Below are 19,702 nucleotides of genomic sequence, written 5' to 3'. Positions count from 1 at the left end.
GGCATGAGGCCGTGTACACAAAGTCTCGGCGCTGAAAAGAGAATGAAATGAGCAACCACCCCATGATCCAGCTTTTGGTGCTACTTGGCATTGCTGTTTTCCTGATCCTCCGCCTGAGAAGCGTTTTGGGCACGCGCGAAGGTTTCGAAAAACCACCGTTGCAACAGCAGCCCAATGCAAGCAAATCCCGTGGCGATTTCGAAGTCATTGAAGGTGGTCCGGATCATGACATTACGGATCATGTGCCCGAAGACAGCGATCAGGCCCAGACTTTGGCTGCGATGAAGCGCGTCGAGCCCAGTTTTTCCGTCACAGAATTCGTGCAGGGCGCGCGCGGCGCTTATGAGATGATCGTGATGGGCTTCGAGAAGGGAAATCTTGACGAGATTCAGCCGTTCCTGTCAGAAGAGGTGTTCGACACCTTCGTATCGGTTGTTTCCGCGCGCGAAGATCAGGGCCTGACAATCGAAGCTGAATTTGTGGGTGTGCGCGAAACCACACTGTCGGATGCAAAATTCGACAAGGACACCAATCAGGCGGAAATCACCATGCGCTTTGTGGGCGAACTGACATCGGTCGTGCGTGATCGCGGTGGTGATATCATCGAAGGCAACCCCAATACGATCAAACGCCAAAAGGACAGCTGGACCTTTGCCCGAGTAATGGGCAAGGACGATCCAAACTGGCTGCTTGTTGCCACGGACGCATGATTGCAACGCTCCGGTCGCTACTATTGGTGGGTGTCATGACCTCTGCCAGCGCCGCCGGAGCAGAGGCGACGCGCTCTATCCTGTCATTCGAAGATCTTGATGGCTGGGCTGCCGACGATCACGGGGCAGCCCTTTCGGTTTTTTTGAACACATGTGGTGATCTGGCTGGGCCAGATTGGCGGGCGCTTTGTGGTGCGGCCCGGTCGTATGAAGCCGATGCCGCCCGTTCATTTTTCGAATTGTTTTTCCGGCCTGTTCTGGTTGAGGACGGGAATGACGCGCTGTTTACCGGATATTTCGAACCAGAACTTGATGGGTCCAGATCGCGTTCGGATCAGTTCAGATACCCGATCTACAAGATGCCACCCGAGGCCCGCGAAGCCGGGCAATGGCTCAGCCGCCGTGACATTCTGACTGGCGATGCGATGCAGGGCCGCGGGTTAGAGATTGCGTGGGTCGATGATCCGGTCGAACTGTTCTTTCTGCAAATTCAGGGCTCGGGCCGTGTGCGCTTGCCAGATGGCGGCGCTTTGCGCGTCGGATATGGCGGCGCAAATGGACACCCCTATCGCTCAATCGGGGTCGAGCTGGTTCGGCGTGGTATCTTAGGCGCGCATGAGGTCAGCGCCCAGATGATCCGCGCGTGGGTGCGCAAGAACCCCGAGGCCGGCGCAGAGCTGCTATTTCACAACCCGTCCTATGTGTTTTTCCGCGAAGTCACATGGGTGGCGCCGGAATTCGGGCCGTTGGGGGCGATGAACCGATCCGTGACCACGATGCGCAGCATTGCCGCCGACCCGGCTTTTACGCCACTTGGCGCACCGGTCTGGGTGGAAAAGGATGGCAAAGACCCGATCCGCCGGTTGATGATCGCCCAGGATACAGGATCGGCCATCAAGGGCGCCCAGCGGGCCGATATCTTTTTCGGTACTGGAGATGAAGCGGGTCAGGCCGCTGGACAATTGAAAGATCCGGGCCGAATGGTGGTTTTGTTGCCGATACAACGCGCTTACGCCTTGTTGCCGGATGAATTCTGATGACCCGGCGCAAACTGACGGTTGAAGAGGTGGAGCTTTGGCGGAAGGTCGCGCAAAAGGCGGAACGGTTGCACCCTGAAATCCCGCAGGCTGTTCATCCAACACCCCTACCCAAGCCAAAGCCAAAGAAAAGTCCGAAACCCCGGATTGACGCATTCGAACTGGGGCAAAACCACCGCGCAAAACCATCCGGGAACAGCCTCAAGCCTTCAGTAACCGAAACGCTCAGAGCGGCGCCGGTTCAGATGGATGTCAAGGCGTTCAATCGGATGAAACGCGGCAAGCTGAAGCCCGAAGGCAAGCTTGACCTACATGGTATGCGGGTTGATACGGCCCATCCGGCGCTGATCCGCTTCATCTTGAATGCGCAGGCACAGGGCAAGCGCTTGGTTCTGGTGGTGACCGGGAAGGGAAAAGACCGGGATGAGCCCGGGCCGATTCCAACGCCGCGTGGCGTCTTGCGCAATCAGGTGCCGAAATGGCTGTCTCTGCACCCATTGGCGCAGGCGGTGATGCAGGTTTCGCCTGCCCATATCAGCCATGGCGGCGACGGCGCTTACTACGTCTATTTGCGGCGCACTCGTTAGAGAGTACGTGCGGCACGGGTCACCCCGATCCACACTAACAGGCACACCAGCAGAAAGAATGCCCCGATCCACAGGAACTGGGTGTCGAGCGAAACGCCATAATCAATCAGAATACCGGTCAGGCCCGGCCCGATGGCTGACCCAAGTACCATGACCGCCGTGATCAGCGCCTTTATCGACCCAATATGCCGCGTACCGTAGAACTCGGCCCAAAAGGCGCTGGGTAACGTGTTGTTTGCCCCGACGGTCAGGCCCAGAAACACCAACCCGACCATGGCGCCGCTGATCGTGGTCGACATCGCCAGAGTGACAAAGCCCATGGCAAAGGGCAGCTGATAGAACGGCATTATGCGTGCAGTGCCCCATTTGTCCAAAGCCCATCCCGCGGCGAACATCGAAAGCAGTGACACGGCGGTGAAGATGGGGAACAGGGCGACCAGCTGGATATGTTGCCAGCCTTTAACTTCGGCTAGATAGACTTGGTGGAAAAAGAACGCGGTGGTGAAGGCGGATGGCGCCAGCACTGAGGGCGCAATGAACCAGAACAGCGGATGGGACAAAGCCTCACGCCGGGTCCAGTGACGGCCCTGCATGCCGGTGGACGAGTATTTGTCGGCCAGACTTTGCGGTGTTCTTTCCTGTCGCAGTAAACGCATCAATACAGGGATACCCAGAAGGGTGATGCCGGCAGCAAACATCCACAGCCAGCGCCAATCCAGAAAAACCATTGCAGCCACAAAGGCGAGCGGCAGCAGCGCCTCACCAATCGCAAATCCGATTGCCGCAATCGAAAGGGCTTTGCCGCGCGTGGCTGTGAACCAGCGCGCCATTGCGACGAGGGCCAGATGTGTGCTCATCCCCTGGCCAAAAAGACGCAATAAGAAGATGACAACAGGCAGCAGAACCACCCAGGAATTCAGCGCCATGGCAACGGCTGCCAGCGCCAGACCGGCCAAAACAATCGGCCCCAGGACACGTACACGAAAGACATCGGTCAACCCGCCGGCCCAGATCATGACAATGGCCGAAACGGTTGTACCTAACGTATAAAGCCCACCCCACGCGCCATGGCTTAGCCCAAACCCTGACCGGATTTCACCCGCGAAGATCGAGATAAAGAACGTCTGACCAAAGCTGGACAGAAAGGTCAGCAAAACCCCTGCGCCAAGCCAGGTTGCATTTTGGCGCAGGTATTGGCGCAGGTGAAACTGTGTCACGGAGAGGTGACCTGTGCCGCTCCCGTCTCGGTCAATACGACTTCTGTGGCGCCGTCAGTATTGATTTCGGTCGCTGGAACCAGGGCTTTCACCCCCGGTCGGTCGCGTCCGAAGGTGTTGTTGACGCGCCGAACAGAGCTGAGGATGGACAAAAGCGCAGGCGACGTCGCTGCAACGAAATGCGATGACCCAGCATCGCTGTTGAACGCGGTCGTGTCGATCACGCTGATCGGGTAGTCTTCCAGTTGCTCAATCGAGTCTATGTTGCCCAACCTTTTGCTGTCAGCAGTGCCGCGCAGCCGGGCCGAGATATTCAGGACCTTGTCCTTTTTTGACACCATCACAACAAACGGATCCGGAGGGTTTTTGATGCTGTCCATCTGCGTTCGAAACAGATCTACGTCCAGATCCGGCGAAATCAGAATGACGCCTTCAATGTTACGTTTGGACCAGCCAGGTTTCCGCAGCTCTGCTTGACGCATCATTTCCATTGTCAGGGCGCCACCCATGGAATGCGCCAGAACGTTCACATGGGTCACCCCCATCGCTTTTAGCTCGCGGATCGTGCGCTCTAACCCGTCCCGCGCAAACAACATGCTGTCCAGATCATAAGCATAGCCAATTCCGCGCGCCTGACTTGGCCAGGAATAAATCAGGATCGACCCGGGAATTCCGATGTCATGAGCCAACTGAGCAGCCCGAAACGCGGTTTCGGTCTGAGTTGCATTGTACCCGTGAACAAAAATGGTGACTTCTTTCACACCTGTCAGCCGTTTCCGGAGATCTTGCGGGCCGGAAAACTCGTTAACATCGGCCAAGACAAATTGTTTGTCTGGATTCGGGTCGGCGTAAGAGAATTTCAGGGTCCCCGGGGTATGAGACGGCGGAATTGACACTGTCATCTCCAGATACCGCAGCTGCTCTGCCCTGCGATACCCGTATGACCCATCCGGTTCGCGCGCGCGCGACGTCACGGCAAAGACCGTTTCGGGTGTTCCAACCCGTAGCGCGCTTGGGACGGTTTCGGAAATCGAGCGATCCACACAAGCAGTCAAGGTAACAGCAGTCAGGAGAATAATAAAATAGCGCAGCACAATCAGACCTCGGAGTGTCGTTGCGCTACGCTATTGATTTCCTGCACCGCGTCCAGTGACAACACGTGAACGCTTGCGATAAAGCAGCGAATTCTGGCTGGTTTGGTTACAGAACGTAACGACTCAGGTCAGCGGATTTGGTCAATTCACCCAGATTGTCACTAACAAACTGCGCATCGACGGTGATTTCCGCCCCTGCTTTGTCGGGTGCAGCAAAGGACAGGTCTTCGAAAACACGCTCCATCACCGTGTACAGTCGACGTGCGCCGATGTTTTCAACGCTTTGGTTTACGTCGGCCGCAATGCGTGCCAGCGCGGCGATGCCATCCTTGGTGAAATCAACGGTGACCTTTTCGGTGCCCATCAGGGCCGTATATTGACGGGTCAGGGCATTGTCGGTCTCCGTCAGGATACGCACGAAATCCTCTTCAGTCAGCGCCCGAAGCTCGACCCGGATAGGCAAACGGCCCTGAAGTTCTGGCAACAGGTCCGACGGCTTGGCGATGTGAAACGCGCCCGACGCAATAAACAGGATGTGGTCAGTTTTCACCGCGCCGTGTTTGGTGGATACAGTCGTGCCCTCGATCAGGGGCAACAGATCTCGCTGCACACCTTCGCGGCTGACATCGCCACCGCGGGCGTCGGCACGCGCGCAGACCTTGTCGATCTCGTCCAGGAATACGATGCCGTTTTGCTCCACGGACTCCAATGCGGTTCGGTTGACGGTTTCGTCGTCCAGTAGCTTGTCCGCTTCTTCCCCGATCAGAAGATCATAGCTTTCCGCGACGGTCATCCGGCGTTTGACAGTACGTCCGCCAAAGGCTTTGCCGAAGATATCGCCCAGGTTCATCATGCCCATCTGGCTGCCGGGTTGGCCTGGAATGTCGAGCATCGGCATCGGGTTCGAACTGTCGGCAAGCTCAAGCTCAATGACCGTATCATCCAGTTCGCCTGCTTTAAGCTTCTTGCGAAACATTTCGCGCGTGCCGTCGCGGGCGTCGGTTCCGGCAATGGCCTCGATCACGCGATCTTCGGCGGCTTCATAGGCTTTTGCTTTCACATCTTCGCGCATGAATTCGCGGGTTTGCAGAATGGCAGCGTCGGCCAGATCACGGACAATCTGTTCCACGTCGCGACCGACGTAGCCGACCTCGGTGAATTTGGTTGCCTCGACCTTGATGAAAGGCGCGCGTGCCAGCTTGGCCAGACGTCGGCTGATTTCGGTTTTACCCACGCCGGTGGGCCCGATCATCAGGATGTTCTTTGGATAGACCTCATCACGAATATCATCGGCCAACTGCTTGCGCCGCCAGCGATTGCGCAACGCCACCGCCACTGCGCGTTTCGCGTCTTTCTGACCGATGATAAAACGGTCCAGTTCCGAGACAATCTCGCGCGGGGTTAGGTCGGTCAAGGGGCAGTCCTTTCGGTCGGCATTGGTGACATTTGGCATAGGTAATCACGGCGACCATGAAAACAACCAAGCCAATTTCGCTGGCAGCGTTGGTTAGCAACGGCGTCTTTGGTTTGCAATTGCTTTCCACCAACAGCGCCATAGGTCAAACGATCAGCGTCTGCTAAAGTGATTTCAATGGTTTGAGTGGTCAGGATTGCGAAATGACAAAGATTGCCAAAATCACGTTGCTGTTTGTCGTGTTTGTCGACCTGATCGGGCAGGGCTTGGTTTTCCCGATTATCAACTCACTAATCATGGAGACAAAATCAGGATTCCTTCCGGAAAGTACGCCATCTGGCCGTAGGCACCTGTATTATGGCCTGGTGATCGGTTGCTTCTTTCTGTCCTGGTTTCTGGGCGTTGTTTATGTCTCGAAAGTCTCGGACTCGATCGGTCGCAAAAATGCGCTTCTGGTCTGTCTGGCAGGCGCATTGGCGGGCTACGCGCTGACCATTGTGGCCTTGTACCTAAACAGTCTGCTGCTTTTGATCGTGGGTCGGTCCATCACCGGGTTCACCGCCGGAAACCAACCTATTGCGCAGGCGGCCATGATTGATGGCAGCACTGATGCGGCGGATCGCGACCGCAATATGGGTTACATCATCACCGGCGTCAGCTTTGGTCTGGTCGGAGGGCCAATCATCGGTGCAGTGCTGTCAGATACCGCCCTGCTGGGCAGCGTAGCAACATTGAAAACGCCGTTTTTTGGCGCGTTTGTTCTGGTTCTCATCGCGATCTTCCTGGTGACGTTTTTCTTCAAGGACACCCGGACTGAACGCGCCGCGTTTGTGTTCCGTCCACGCGACATCACAGACAGCCTGATTGCGGTGCGCGAACATCCGATGGTCCTGAAAATTCTGCCTGTCTATGCGCTGTTCATGATCGCGAATGTCACCTTTTATGTCTTTGTCGACAATTTCCTCACTAGTGCTTTTGGCTATGGGGTGATCGGCGGCAGCATGGCGATGGTGGTTATTGGCGTTGCGCTGGCCTTTTCCAGCACCTTCCTTGTCAAACCCGCGCAAGAGAGGTTCAGCAAACACGCGATCATCTACACGTCGCTTGTGGTCATGGTGGTTAGCGGGTTCGCCTTTGCTTTTAGCCCCAGCGGTGTGCTCAGCTACATCCCCGTGTTCTTCTTCTACTTCTTCTTCGGCGTTTCATACCCAACCCTTCTGGGCCTGTTTTCCTCGGCTGTCAGTGAAACGGATCAGGGTTGGGTCATGGGGGTCACAACGGCAGTGTTCTGCCTTGCTGGCGGGGTGATGTCCCTGATCGGCGGAGGCTTGATGAGCATCGACATCCGTGTGCCCTATTACATCGTGATTGTTGCGGCGATCCTCGGGCTGATCGGCATGCACCGCCGCTGGAAGGGCAAGGAAATCTCGGCTCTGTTAGCCTGAAATCGCCTCGACCGTCAGATTGCCATTGGTGTAAACGCAAATATCAGCCGCGATCGCCATGGACTGACGGGCGACGTCTTCGGCCGATTTGTCGCTTTCCATCATGGCGCGGGCGGCGGCAAGGGCAAAGTTCCCGCCTGATCCGATGGCGGCCACGTTATGTTCGGGTTCCAGCACGTCCCCTGCCCCGGTGATCACAAACAAGTCTTTACCGTCGGTGACAATCAACATCGCCTCAAGTTTTTGCAGGTATTTGTCGGTGCGCCAGTCCTTCGCCAGCTCGACCGAGGCGCGGGCCAGTTGGCCAGGCGTTGCCTCAAGCTTGGTTTCCAGACGCTCCAACAACGTGAAAGCGTCTGCTGTGGATCCTGCAAACCCGGCGACAATTTCAAACCCACCGGGTGACAGACGACGCACTTTGCGCGCAGTGCCCTTGATCACGGTCTGGCCAAGGCTGACCTGCCCGTCACCGGCGATGACGACCTGACCGCCCTTTTTGACGCCAATGATCGTTGTGCCGTGCCATCCGGGAAAGTCGCTGTCTGCCATGTAAGCCTCCACTATCGTCGGCACCCTATATGGGCCGGGTAGGTCTTTGGCGCAACCCGTTCATAAACCGCACAAAAGATATGCACAGGACGCAATCCGGGGTTACCGGACCAGCAATTGTGAGTCTGCACCCTTGAGACTACATGAGTCTTACAACCGACAAGGGGTCGGCTGTTTCAAATACAAGGACTGCGCAAATGGCAACGACCGCAAATATTCATGCGCCGCTCGGAGCAGCTTTCATCCTGCACGTAGTGGACGCCTTCATCAAAGCTTTCGACGGTGCCGTCGAATGGAATAAAGCCCGCAAGACACGCAAGATTCTGGTGAATCTGACGGACGCTCAGCTGGAAGATATCGGGCTGGTGCGCGCGGATATCGCAAACTTCTGATTCCAACCCGGATCTAGGTAACGGAACGGCCGCCCGGATATCCGAGCGGTTTTTTCTTTGTCATCTCTGCACATATTTGCCGACTTGATCCGGCAAAAATGCCTCGATCGCGGCCGTTGCGATAACATGACGTGTGCCCGCTTCATCGTCGCTGACGTCCAGCCCGCCTTTGACTGCGCGAACTTTTGCGCGACCCCGTGGCAGATCGGCGGCAACCAGATCGCAATCCACGGCGTCGGGCTGCTGAACGCCAATTGTCACACTTACGCGCATTTCCGAATGGTCGATGCCAAGCTTCGAAAACAGTGTGATCGAAGAATGGTGCAACGCATCCTGCACGGCGCGTTGCGCGGCCTTGGTGTAATCCTGACCATACAGGTCGTTTCGCGTGCCCATTTCCAGAATTATACGTTTCTCACTCATTGCGCGGGCTCCATATCAAACGAGACAATCAGGGCAGCGTTAGCGACGACCGTGCGCCCGCAGTCATGCGGTTTTTCGATGTCCAGCCCGCCTTGGGTGACGGATATGTTGGGCTGGCCGTATGGGAAAACGGCCTTGAGCGCCTCCACATCAACCTGATCCGGTTGCTGCACCCCGATCTCGACATCAATGATCATCGCTTCCTTCGGAAACCCGAACAGCTCGGCCATATTGACCGAGTTGTGCCACAGCGCGTCTTTGACGGCACGCAACGCTGCCTCGGTGTAGTCCATGCGTCGCAGCGACGTGCCCATTCCGAATTCCACAAGAACCCGCGTTTTTGCCATCAGCTGTTCCCTTCGCTCAACAAAAAAGGCGCCCCGATCTGAGGCGCCTTTTGATGATACTGTTACTACCAGATCAGATGGATTCGTCGATCCAGCTTTGCAGCGCGGCTTTGGGGGCGGCGCCAGCGCGGTTGGATACCACTTCACCGTCTTTGAAAATGAACAAGGCGGGGATGCCGCGCACGCCCATCGCTGCGGCGGCATTTGGGTTGCTGTCCACATCGACCTTGGCGATTTTCACCTTGCCGTTGTATTCAGAGGCCAGTTCTTCCAGGGCGGGACCGATTTGCTTACAGGGTCCGCACCATTCGGCCCAGAAATCTACAACAACTGGGACGTCCGAGTTCTTGACTTCGGCGTCAAATGTTTCGTCGGTGACGGCTACGGTCGACATACTCTGTCTCCTGAATGAGATGCGCTTGGGGAGTGAACGTAGGTGCCGCCGCGGGGGAGGTCAAGATATCTGGTTACGCGACACCGCGTCCGTCACAAGATCGTGTGGCAGCCACATCAACTCGGCTGTTTGGGTCCACAGAATTGCGGTTCGGATCTGTTTGTCCGGATAGATTTGCGCCAGGGCTTGCGCATAGGCGCCCATCTGCCGCAGCAGGCCTTCAGGGCACCTCTCGGCCTGGGCTGGAACGGTCACATTTGATTTGAAATCAACCACATGGACTTCAGTTTCCTTCACGATCAGACGGTCCACAACACCGTGTATGCGCTGCCCATTCAGGTCTGCCGAAATCGGGACCTCGGCCAGCGCGTCATCAGTAAAGATCGGTCGCAAATGATCAGCGGTTAGGACGCGGCTGGCCTCGGACAAAAGGTCTTGCCGTTCTGCTTCGTGCATATCGGGAAGAACCCTGGCGCAAAGCTGCGGCCATAGGTCCTGCCCGGTTCCGGGTAAGTGTTCCAGCAGCAGATGCAGGCGGGTTCCGCGAAGTTTGGCCGCCACTTCATCCTGCCCGGCATCGCTGGGCAACGCTTTGGCGCCACCCAGATCTGACGGGCTGAGTGTTTCTGCGGGGATCACCGGCTCTGGCGCGGGTTTTAGGAATACATCCGGCAAATCCAAATGCGGCCGCACTGTTTCAGCATGCTCGACCACAGGGAGGGTGTCCCAATCCCCATGCGATAATCTTCGGATGTCCGAGTTCGGCAATTCGGTTGCCCCTGCCCGCTCCATCGCGGCTTCGACCATCCGATACCAGCTGGTTCCATCTTTGCCGACATCGCCAGCGGCCGCAACGATCAACCATTTTTCGGCCCGTGTTAGAGCCACATATAGCAATCGCAGCCGTTCGTTTTCTTCCTTACTGCGCGCTTCATCCCGCGCTTGCGACACAAGCTTGGGCGATGCATCCGCAGGAACTTTCCACAACGGTGTGCCGTCCGCGACCATAATCTCGGCGTCGCGGGGGGGCAATCGTTTGCCCGTGTCCGGCAAAATGACTATGGGTGCTTCCAAACCCTTGGAGCCATGCACCGTCATGACCCGGATCATATTGCCGACACCGCTCATCTGGCGTTTGATTTCAAGATCATCGGTCTGCATCCACACCAGAAATCCGGTCAGGCTGGGAATATCAGTCCGCTCATACGCCAGGGCCTGCGACAGCAGCGCGTTAATACCGTCCTCAGCCTCGGCTCCCAAACGGCCAAGCAATTTGCGCCGTCCATCATGGCGGGTCAAGATGCGCTCGATCAGGTCATAAGGGCGCAAAAAGTCGATCTGACCCCTTAGATCGTTGAGAATGGACAGCGTTTCAGGGAATTCAGCGCTGCGCTTGCGCAAGGCCGCCCACAGAAATTGTTCATCCCGGCGGTGGGCCAGATCAAAAAGCTGTTGTTCTGACCATCCAAACAACGGCGATTTCAAGACGGTGGCCAACGATAGGCTGTCTTCTGGGGTAGCAAGGAAACTCAGCAAAGCGGCCAAGTCTTTGACGGCGAGCTCGGCGCCAACCTTCAGCCGGTCGGCCCCCGCAATGGGCAGGCTTTCGGACTTACAGGCGCGAATGATCTCAGCAAACAAGTCGGATCTGCGCTGAACCAGTATCAGGAAATCACCCGGTTCAACTTTCCGGCGCACGAACCGCCCTGAAGTTTCACCATCCTCAGGGATCGTTGTTCCGTCGTCTATCATCGTCTTGATCGCTTTGGCGACGCGCTCTGCCAAGATCACCGTGTGATGGCGCGCGCCGGGGCGATCGACTGGATCGGTCCAGTCTCCCTCGGTGTCATCTTCGACTTTTTCCACCACCGGCCACAAATCCACGCGACCGGGCAGATCGGCTTTGAAGGCGCGGTGCTGGGCTTCCTTGTGAAACCCCGCCTCTGAGCGGTTTTCAAACAGGATATCGACAAGGTTTAAGATCGCGCTGGAAGATCGGAAGGAATGCTCAAGCGTTGAATCCCACAGTTTAGAGCCTGATTCCGCCAGTTTTCGCCCAAATTCGAACTGCATCCGATCAAAGGCCTGCGGGTCTGCACCTTGAAAGGAATAGATTGATTGCTTCTTGTCGCCGACCACAAAGATCGTGCGCTCAACCCCGGATCTGGCGCCTTCCCCGCTGGTGAATTCTTGCGCCAGTTTTTCGACGACATCCCATTGATCCGGGCTGGTGTCCTGGGCCTCGTCCACCAGAATATGGTCGATGCCGCCGTCAAGACGATAAAGCACCCACTCAGCCACCGCCGGATCGTTCAGTACCTGACGCGCACGCAGGATCAGATCATCGAAATCCAGCCAGCCGCGCAATTGCTTGCGTCGTTCGTATTCGGGCAGGAAGGCAGCGGCAAATCGATGCAGAACGGCCGTTTTTTCCGCAGCAACAAGGGCCAGGCGGTGTTCCCGTGCGGCTTCGATCCGAAGCATGAAGGCCTCTAGCTGCGGTATCCAATCAGCGAGTACGCCTTCGCGCAGAGCTTTGGTCGGAAACCCGTTGATTTTGGCGGTAAAGGGGTCTTTCGCGGACTTACCGGTCAAGAACACGCCTTCTAGCAGACGTAGTGAGCCAAATCCAGCATCGGTAAATGCGGCGAGCTTCTCTGCCGCCTTGGCGTTATTGCCACCGCTTTCGATCAAAGCCGGCAGCATTGACCGGATCAGGTCGACCTCACCGCCTAAAAAAACCCGAGATACCAAAGCGTTCTCATCAAAACCGTCCGGCAGCGCAAAGCGTTGCAGAAGGTCAGGCCTTCGTAATGGGTGCGCAAACAGGTTCCGTTTTTGTGTCACCGCCGCCGTCAGGTTTTCGAACCCAGACTCCGTGACAAAGCGTGCGACATCTTCGATCAGCTTTGCATGAGGCCCTTCTGCGAAGTCTTCGACGATTTCGTCGCGCAATAGCGCTGCGGCGCGGTCCTCCATCTCGCTGAATTGCGGGCTGACCCCGGCTTCGAGCGGGAAACGGCGTAACAGTGAGGCGCAAAACGAATGGATCGTTTGTATTTTAAGACCACCCGGCGTTTCGATAGCGCGGGCAAACAACGTGCGCGCCTGAGCAAGCTGTGCGGGATCGATGACACCCTGAACCCCCAGATCGGTCAGCTGTTCCAGCAGTGGGTCATCCCCCAGCATGGCCCATTCGCCAAGGCGTTTGAACAACCGATTCTGCATCTCGCTGGCGGCGGCCTTGGTATAGGTCAGGCACAGAATGTGCTGGGGTTGCACTCCGCCCAACAACAGGCGCGCGACCCTGTCTGTCAGAACCCGTGTCTTGCCCGAGCCCGCATTGGCGGCGAGCCATGTCGACGCATCGGGGCGCGCGGCCTGCACCTGCCGTTCGGTGGCGTCGTTATGCGGGCTCATGTCAGGTTCTCGGGTTGGGTGTCAGCGGTGCGGTCCCATTCGCCAAACCGGGCCAGATGATCATAGTCGCCCAAGTCTGTGTCCTTGTGCAGCGTGCGACGCGATGAAAAGCCTTGATCAGGCTCTAAATAGGCTGAAATCAACTGTTTCAGCTCGATCAACACCTTGTCGACTGGCTCTTTCGAGAGCGGCGCGGGGACCTCTTTGTAGGTGTTGCCCACACCGACAAAGATTGCTTCAGCCACCGAGATGGGGTCGATCCCGTCAATGCCGCCCTGCTCTGCCACGACGGCTTCGATCAGCAGCTGTTTGTCGAATTTTGCCTGCTGGCTTTCTGGCGGAGGCGCGCCGGTTTTATAGTCGATGATCCGCAATGCACCCCGGCTGTTTCGGTCGATCCGGTCTGCGCGTCCTGCGATTGTGAAATCGAGCGGTGTCAAAGCCAGTTTCATCGTAGCCTCAAAAGCAATGGGGCCGCCATCGCCGCGGCGCCTGATTTCGGCGGCTAGAAAGTCGTCCGCGATCCGTTCAAGCCGCGCGTGCCACAGTTTGCGGGCCGTTGGCCAGGCCACATGCTGATCCAACAAGGCGCCGGCCCGGTTCAGAAAGTTCTCACGAGTTAGCAAGGCACTGTCGAGCACGCTGTCTTTGATGAAATGCTCAAGAATTTCGTGAATGACGATCCCGCGCAACAAAGCGTCTGGTGCCTGCACCAAGGCGTCGAGCGGCTTCAGCCGCAAAACGTGTTTGGCGTAAATTGCGTAAGGATCACGGATCAGGCGCTTGATCTCGGTCACTGACAGCCGTCTTGGGCGCGCCGCAACCGGAGGCCTGGGCGAGGGTCGCTGCGCCGGAGCAATCCGAGGGGCGTCTTCCAGTGTTTCGGACCAAATCAACCATTGCTGACCACGGGCACGCATTTCGGCCAACTCTACGGGGCCACCCTGCCCCGGCAAGCCCTGCAACAGGTTTGCAAGGCGGTTTACCCAGCGCGACGGGACGGTTTCTGCGTCGTCTGATCGAACCGCGCGGGTCAACCAGACCTCGGGCGCGCCAACGGCCTGTTGAAAATCGTGTGCTGATAGACCAATCCGCCGTTCCGGCAGCAACAGACCAGCCTTGTCACGCATCTGACGGTTCAGCCAGGGGTCGGGTGCAGGCGCTTCTGGCCAGCTGCCTTCGTTCAATCCACCAAGTATCAGAAGATCAGCGCCTTGAACGCGCGCCTCTAACGTTCCCCAGATCATGATATGCGGATGCGGCGCGTCGCGGTCTCGGACCTCTTCCCCTGCAAGTAGTGCGCTGAGCAGATCGGTGAAGTCATGGGCTGTCATGGGGCCGCCATGATGCGCTTCATCCTTCAGGGACGCCACAAGGTTCAACGCTTTTTGTCCGGCGTTTTTGTCCCAAATAGTTCCGTTTTCGCCAGTGCTGCCAGCGGATATCGCCTCGGCCAAACTCTGTAGGTGATCGACCCAATCTGTCAGTTGCCGCTCGCCCAGGATCTGTTGGTCGCAAAAACGCGTAGTCACCCAGTTGACCCAACCCTCGGGTACGTCTTTTCGGATCGCAAAGGCCGTCAGGCTTGTGGCGTCGGGGAACGGCGGCCCATGTCGCCTGAGGTCAAGTTCCAGATCACGGGTGTGCAGTAAATGGACACCGCGATCTTCACCGTCATGACACAAGGGGTGTTTGAGCAGCGTCAACAGCGCCTCACCATCCAGACGGCGGGCAAACAGCCCCGCGACATGGCGCAGAAACCGTCCGGGGGGTGACAGCTGCAGCGGCAGGCCCGCGCTGTCGTCTGGCAGGATGTTCCACCGGTCCAGCGCAGCGCTGACTTGCCGTGTCAGCATTCGGTCCGGTGTGATCAACGCGGCGGTTTGGCCGGTTTCAGCGGCCTGCCGCAGCCGCAGAGCAATGGCCAGCGCTTCCGCCCGGGGGGATTTTGCCTCGACCAGGGTCAGATCTTTGGTGGCATCGTGTAAATCTGAAAGCTGCGGACCTTCGGTCATCCAGGCATCTGTGATCGGTGCTGGTCGTAAAGCGAGCGAAACCAAACGGTTACGGGCGGGTGAGGGCGATTGATGATCCGTCCATGGCGCAATCTGGTCTGGCGTGATCTCCAGTCCGCGCATCAGTTTGTGAAACCTGTATTGTGGATGATCTTCTGACGCTAGGGCCTCATCCAGTTCGCGCCATACATGATCGGGTTGATCGAAGTCGTAACCGGGCAGCACCAATGCCCCCTGTGGCAACCGGGCGATCGCCTGCATCAGCATCAAGGTGGTCCCACGCGACCCGGTCGACCCGGCAAGAACAACCGGGTGTTGGGGCGGTGCCACCCTCCAGCGGGCGATCAGGTCTTGCACCACACGCCTTTGGCGGGCTTGTGCATCCATAGCATCCGTTCCGGACTCGATGAAGTGGTCGGTGATCCCGATAAAGGCCTGCGCGCGGGCCCAGTGGCCAGACATGTCACTGACATCCAACTGACGGATTGCGTCCGGAGACACGCCTTCGCCCTGCATCTCGTCGATCAGGGCCGCTAGGCTGTCAGACAGATCGAACAGGGTTGAACGCGCAGCCAGATCGGGTTGCTGTTCCAATAGCTTGGCAATCAGCTGGGTCAGTTCCAACCGGCGTCGTAACGGCGGAATGGCCGGAGGAATCTGCGCCAGATCCAGGCTTTCCCCCAAATCGGTGACCAAAGAAAGTCGCGGTAGCAGGCAGGCCGGGCCTTGGTCGAACAAGCTCCGCACGCGCCGGGCCATCCGCCTTGTGTTGACGACCAGTTGAACGCGGGCCATTGCCTCGGGCGGGCCAGCATAGCGCTGTCGCAGACCTTCGACCAGCGCTTTGGGGAAGTCCGCGCCCGGCGGAACCGCAAAGACGCGGGGCAGGGTGCCGGAGTCAAACATCTGCCAGCAAACCTTCGGCCAGAGCAATCCCTTCGGGTCGTCCGACATCACACCAGCGCCCGGGATATTCCAGTGCAAACAGGCGATCCTGATCAAGCATTTGATCCCAGAGAAGATTCAACGAAAACGCCTTTTGTGGGAAAGCTTGCAAGCCATCCGTTTTAAGGATCTGCGCACCGCCATAGACCAGCCCGTGCCCGCGCGTGATCCGTCCGTCCTGATCCGCAATAAAATCCCCTTGGCCGGTATGACCAATGGTTTGGCTGGTCGGAATACACATCAAAAGGGCGTCCATACGCTCTGAGTCCCAGGCGCTTTGAAGCAAGGTTAAAGGGTTGGGTCCGGCCCAGATCGCGTCCGAATTCATTGTGAAAACAGGATTCGTGACCAGCAAGGGCAGGGCCGCACGCAACCCACCCCCGGTTTCCAATATGTCTGGTGCTTCGTTAGACAGCAGAACACCCTTTGGTGCCAAATGGGCCGAAAGCTGATCTGCACGGTAATGTAGGTTGGCGACGACATGTTGGGGGTTGAGCTCGTGCACAAACTCCAGCGCGTGATCGATCAGCGGCTTTCCGGCGACTTCGATCAACGGTTTGGGCCGATCTTTGGTCAAATCGCCCATTCGGGTACCGAACCCGGCCGCAAACAGCATCAACGCATCAGGACTTCGAGTCATTTCATCCTCAGTTTTGCCAGATTTTCCGGCGTTGGTGCGGGCAGCGCCTGGTGCAGCACGTCTGCAACCGGGGCTAGCGCGGGATGTTCGAGATCGCGCGTCAGGTGCGACCATGTGGCAGGGATCAGGTCCACGTAATGGGGTTTGCCATATTCAGTCGCCAGACGCGCAAAACCGCCCAGGATACGCAGATTACGCTGCGCCCCAAGCACGCTATACGCGGTGCGAAAGTCGTGATCATCCAGCCCCGTGGCTGCGAGGTAGCGGTCGATCATCTGCGTTTCGGTCACGGCGGACACAGTGCGGCGCACGTCCTGCAAAAGCGACATAAGGTCATACGCGGGATGCCCCAGCATGGCGGACTGAAAATCCAGCAAACCGACACGCTGAACGCCCTTGTTTTCAGGCAACCAGATCAGGTTTTCGGCATGATAGTCTCTTTGAATCACGACTTTTGTGCCTGAAGCCTCGTGGTGCAGAATATGGGAGAACCGGTCTTCAAACCGCGCCAGGGCGGTCACGTCGTACTGCCCAAGAATACGTTGCGCATATTTGGTAAAAGAGAGCGCCGCCAATTCGGTCATCAGTTTCGGGTCATAGGACGGCACCGAAAGCAAAGGCGCTTTGTGCAAGTGAACGAGAACGTCGGTTGCAGCCTCATAGAGCGCACGTTCTTTCGCGGGCTCCTGTTCCAGCACGCGAGCAAAAAGATCATCGCCCAGATCTTCGAGCAACAGAAACCCGGATTGCGCATCCACTGCATAGATCTCAGGCGCATTCAGGCCGTTCGAACGCAAGTATTCGGCAACGCGAACAAAAGGGGTGACGTCCTCGCCTTTTTCCAGAGGCGCATCCATCAAAACAGCTGTGCGGCCGCTGACAGGATCGGTCAGGCGCTCATACCGACGGTTCGAGGCATCCCCAGCCAGCGGCGCGCGGCTGGCGCCGGCCCAGGGCGTTTGCGCTATCAGGGCTTCGGCGAAAGCTGCACGATTTGTCATGCCGCGTTCTCCAGCCTCAGAGCCCATTTCGGGTCGCACCACGACACGGTCAGATGGCGAGTATCCATCGAATCCGGGTCTGTTTGAAAGCTTAGGGTCAGTGCTGTTTTGGGCTTCAACGGGCCAAGTTTGTCAGGCCATTCTACAAGGCATATTGCGTGGTCGAACGCATCTATCAGGCCGAGCTCTTCAATCTCGTCCACCGTGCTTAGGCGATACAGATCGCAATGCCAGATTTCGCCCACTTGCGTGTCGTAGGCTTGCACCAATGTGAAGGTGGGCGACGGGACATCTTCCGGCACATCCATCAGCGATTGTATCAGGCTACGCGCAAAGTGGGTTTTGCCGCTGCCGATTGCACCTTCCAGCAGCAAGATGTCCCCGGGACCTGCATCAGCGCCAAGGCGCGCTGCAAATTCTGCGGTTTCATGCGGTGAATTCAGGGTGATGGAATAGGGCGCCTTGATCATGGCGCCACAATGAACGCGCGTCCCAGCGGCTGCAACCCGGTTCAGGCGCTGATCTGCTGCGTCCTGAGCGAGTCGAGCAACTTAGTGTCTATGGCAAAACGCACAATCGTTGCACCGTTCTGCATTGGTGTCACCGTGCAGTCCAACGCGGTCCCGTTGCGCATCTGAATTTCGGCAGTCCATTCAACACGATCATCGCGCATTTCGACAAAATCGCGGATTTCTCCCAAGATCGGCGTGGCGACGCAACGATCCTGCCAGCTTCGCGTCACAGCCATCACGGTGTCGGTCTGAAAACCAACCTCACCCGTGTCGCCCCAAAGCTTTTGATAGGCATAGTTTGTCAGCGCCAGCGTTCCATCATCCGCAAAGACCGCGATGGCATCAGCCAGCTTGTCCAGAATCGATTGCATCAGGTCCATTTCAGAGCGGAACCGGCGGGTCAGAGTAATCTCGGCCGTAATATCTTCGAACAAAAAGGCTACGGCACCATCCGGATGCGGTCGGCCACTGACTGAATAGACAGATCCGGATGGCAAGGACCAGGTTTCCTGATATTCGCCATCTTCTGCGGCCTCGAGCAGGTCGTTCATCTGTCGGCGCCAGCTGCGATAGTTCTTCGGCTCTGGCATCATGTGCTGATCACGCAAGCGGTCAAAAAAGCTGCTGAGGCTGGGGCGGCAGCTTAGAAAATCGGGCGGCAGACTTGTCAGGTCAATCAGGGCTGGATTGAACAATGCCAGTTGGCGGTTGCGGTCGAAGATAGCCAATCCAATCGACAGCTGCGCAAAAGTTTTGGTCATTGTCTGAACGAATTTGCGTTGCGCTGTTTCGGCCTGGACAATGGCGTTGACGTCGACGGCGTAGCACAGGCGTCCTTCATCATGCTCGATTTGAGTCAAATCGAACCACAACCTACTACTACTGCCTGCAACATCGACGGAGACGCGCGACTTTCCACCTGGACGCGACTCGTCCTGAGGTGCCGGAAACAACGGTGCGGTCAAATCAGCATCCAGACCGCGTGCCTTTCGCACCAGAGCGACATAGGCCGCATTGCACCATCGAATCCTGTTACTGCTTGTCAGCAACCAAACGGGGTAGGGCGCCCGGTCCATTGCCAGCCGGATGGGGTCGTTCGGATCCCGTAGCCCGGCGTGTTTTGCTTTAGGGGTTTCGCGCAGCTGCACCCGGACGATTCCGTCGATCCATTCGCACACAACTTCACGTTCGACCGTGCAATCGATGGCGGACACGACCAGATTACCCTGATCGCGGACGACCTCTGGTGTTTCAGGAAAAGTGGGGAAATCCCGCTGCAAAAGACGCCGCAAATCGGCCCATCCGGAAACGCGCTCGAACCCGGCAAGGGCGATATCTGAATGGCTTATCAACCGGTCACCATCAAACAAAAACACCGTGTCAAACAGCGACGAGTTTGTGAACAACCCATAGCTGTCATCACGGCGCCCGCGACGGGGCAGCAACCATTGTATGGCAACGCAACAAGAGACAAGACTGATCGCGGCCAGAATGATCCAGTCGGCCATATCGCACCCCACACCTGAACGGTACTGAGGCAGATTATGCCGAGTATTGGTT

General features: G+C 57.4%; 18 protein-coding genes. 5 read left to right on the top strand and 13 right to left on the bottom strand.

Translation table 11 applies throughout. From position 1 onward, the window contains the following. Window positions 1-47 precede the first annotated feature (47 nt). From Q1B21_RS15120 to Q1B21_RS15110, 3 genes are read left to right on the top strand one after another with little or no spacing between them, the layout of a single operon-like run. On the top strand, window positions 48-710 hold the full coding sequence (locus Q1B21_RS15120; protein ID WP_120633028.1) for a Tim44/TimA family putative adaptor protein: 663 nt from the start codon (window positions 48-50) through the stop codon (window positions 708-710). Continuing rightward, window positions 707-1,747, top strand: a complete 1,041-nt coding sequence (locus Q1B21_RS15115; RefSeq protein WP_299890585.1) for a murein transglycosylase A — start codon at window positions 707-709, stop codon at window positions 1,745-1,747. Before Q1B21_RS15120 ends, Q1B21_RS15115 begins: the two co-directional genes overlap by 4 nt. Further along, window positions 1,747-2,334, top strand: a complete 588-nt coding sequence (locus tag Q1B21_RS15110; protein WP_299890583.1) for a Smr/MutS family protein — start codon at window positions 1,747-1,749, stop codon at window positions 2,332-2,334. The genes Q1B21_RS15115 and Q1B21_RS15110 overlap by 1 nt, the downstream gene beginning before the upstream one ends. Here Q1B21_RS15110 and Q1B21_RS15105 read toward each other — a convergent pair. From Q1B21_RS15105 to hslU, 3 genes are all read right to left on the bottom strand, one after another. Further along, complete coding sequence (locus Q1B21_RS15105) at window positions 2,331-3,551, bottom strand: MFS transporter (protein ID WP_299890581.1); 1,221 nt, start codon at window positions 3,549-3,551, stop codon at window positions 2,331-2,333. The genes Q1B21_RS15110 and Q1B21_RS15105 overlap by 4 nt on opposite strands. Beyond that, on the bottom strand, window positions 3,548-4,645 hold the full coding sequence (locus Q1B21_RS15100; protein ID WP_299890579.1) for an alpha/beta fold hydrolase: 1,098 nt from the start codon (window positions 4,643-4,645) through the stop codon (window positions 3,548-3,550). The genes Q1B21_RS15105 and Q1B21_RS15100 overlap by 4 nt, the downstream gene beginning before the upstream one ends. Window positions 4,646-4,751: 106 nt before the next feature. Beyond that, window positions 4,752-6,059 (bottom strand): ATP-dependent protease ATPase subunit HslU, encoded by a 1,308-nt coding sequence (hslU, locus tag Q1B21_RS15095; protein WP_299081214.1) that lies wholly within the window; start codon window positions 6,057-6,059, stop codon window positions 4,752-4,754. 203 nt (window positions 6,060-6,262) lie between these two features. On the opposite strand from hslU, the gene Q1B21_RS15090 reads away from it, so the two are divergent. Next, complete coding sequence (locus Q1B21_RS15090; protein ID WP_299081217.1) at window positions 6,263-7,504, top strand: MFS transporter; 1,242 nt, start codon at window positions 6,263-6,265, stop codon at window positions 7,502-7,504. Here the strand turns inward: Q1B21_RS15090 and hslV are convergent. Then, on the bottom strand, window positions 7,496-8,053 hold the full coding sequence (gene hslV / locus Q1B21_RS15085) for an ATP-dependent protease subunit HslV (RefSeq protein ID WP_298935857.1): 558 nt from the start codon (window positions 8,051-8,053) through the stop codon (window positions 7,496-7,498). The two genes, Q1B21_RS15090 and hslV, sit on opposite strands and share 9 nt — an antisense overlap. A gap of 197 nt (window positions 8,054-8,250) precedes the next feature. Between hslV and Q1B21_RS15080 the strand changes: the two genes are divergently transcribed. Then, window positions 8,251-8,445 carry a DUF1127 domain-containing protein gene (locus Q1B21_RS15080; RefSeq protein ID WP_299890576.1) on the top strand — a complete coding sequence of 65 codons (195 nt, stop codon included), beginning with the start codon at window positions 8,251-8,253 and terminating at the stop codon, window positions 8,443-8,445. Between the two features lie 60 nt (window positions 8,446-8,505). Here Q1B21_RS15080 and Q1B21_RS15075 read toward each other — a convergent pair whose 3' ends face one another. From Q1B21_RS15075 to Q1B21_RS15035, 9 genes are all read right to left on the bottom strand, one after another. Beyond that, window positions 8,506-8,868, bottom strand: a complete 363-nt coding sequence (locus tag Q1B21_RS15075; protein ID WP_299890574.1) for a Lin0512 family protein — start codon at window positions 8,866-8,868, stop codon at window positions 8,506-8,508. Further along, complete coding sequence (locus tag Q1B21_RS15070; RefSeq protein ID WP_299890572.1) at window positions 8,865-9,215, bottom strand: Lin0512 family protein; 351 nt, start codon at window positions 9,213-9,215, stop codon at window positions 8,865-8,867. The genes Q1B21_RS15075 and Q1B21_RS15070 overlap by 4 nt, the downstream gene beginning before the upstream one ends. A 73-nt stretch (window positions 9,216-9,288) precedes the next feature. Next, window positions 9,289-9,609: a thioredoxin gene (trxA, locus tag Q1B21_RS15065; protein ID WP_298935853.1), complete on the bottom strand. Its 321-nt coding sequence runs from the start codon at window positions 9,607-9,609 to the stop codon at window positions 9,289-9,291. Window positions 9,610-9,669: 60 nt separating this feature from the next. Further along, window positions 9,670-13,029 carry a double-strand break repair helicase AddA gene (addA, locus tag Q1B21_RS15060; protein WP_299890570.1) on the bottom strand — a complete coding sequence of 1,120 codons (3,360 nt, stop codon included), beginning with the start codon at window positions 13,027-13,029 and terminating at the stop codon, window positions 9,670-9,672. Beyond that, a complete protein-coding gene (gene addB, locus Q1B21_RS15055; protein ID WP_299890568.1) occupies window positions 13,026-15,950 on the bottom strand; it encodes a double-strand break repair protein AddB in 2,925 nt (974 codons plus the stop codon). The genes addA and addB overlap by 4 nt, the downstream gene beginning before the upstream one ends. Continuing rightward, window positions 15,943-16,629: a nucleotidyltransferase family protein gene (locus Q1B21_RS15050; RefSeq protein ID WP_299890566.1), complete on the bottom strand. Its 687-nt coding sequence runs from the start codon at window positions 16,627-16,629 to the stop codon at window positions 15,943-15,945. Before Q1B21_RS15050 ends, addB begins: the two co-directional genes overlap by 8 nt. Then, window positions 16,626-17,630 (bottom strand): phosphotransferase, encoded by a 1,005-nt coding sequence (locus Q1B21_RS15045; protein WP_299890564.1) that lies wholly within the window; start codon window positions 17,628-17,630, stop codon window positions 16,626-16,628. The genes Q1B21_RS15050 and Q1B21_RS15045 overlap by 4 nt, the downstream gene beginning before the upstream one ends. Continuing rightward, on the bottom strand, window positions 17,627-18,100 hold the full coding sequence (tsaE, locus tag Q1B21_RS15040) for a tRNA (adenosine(37)-N6)-threonylcarbamoyltransferase complex ATPase subunit type 1 TsaE (RefSeq protein ID WP_298935848.1): 474 nt from the start codon (window positions 18,098-18,100) through the stop codon (window positions 17,627-17,629). Before tsaE ends, Q1B21_RS15045 begins: the two co-directional genes overlap by 4 nt. Before the next feature lie 41 nt (window positions 18,101-18,141). Further along, window positions 18,142-19,650 carry a PAS-domain containing protein gene (locus tag Q1B21_RS15035; RefSeq protein WP_299890562.1) on the bottom strand — a complete coding sequence of 503 codons (1,509 nt, stop codon included), beginning with the start codon at window positions 19,648-19,650 and terminating at the stop codon, window positions 18,142-18,144. Between the last annotated feature and the right edge of the window lie 52 nt (window positions 19,651-19,702).

The sequence above is a fragment of the uncultured Ruegeria sp. genome (genome assembly GCF_947504215.1).
Classification (GTDB): Bacteria; Pseudomonadota; Alphaproteobacteria; order Rhodobacterales; family Rhodobacteraceae; genus Ruegeria.
This window is presented reverse-complemented; position numbering and strand designations above follow the sequence as displayed.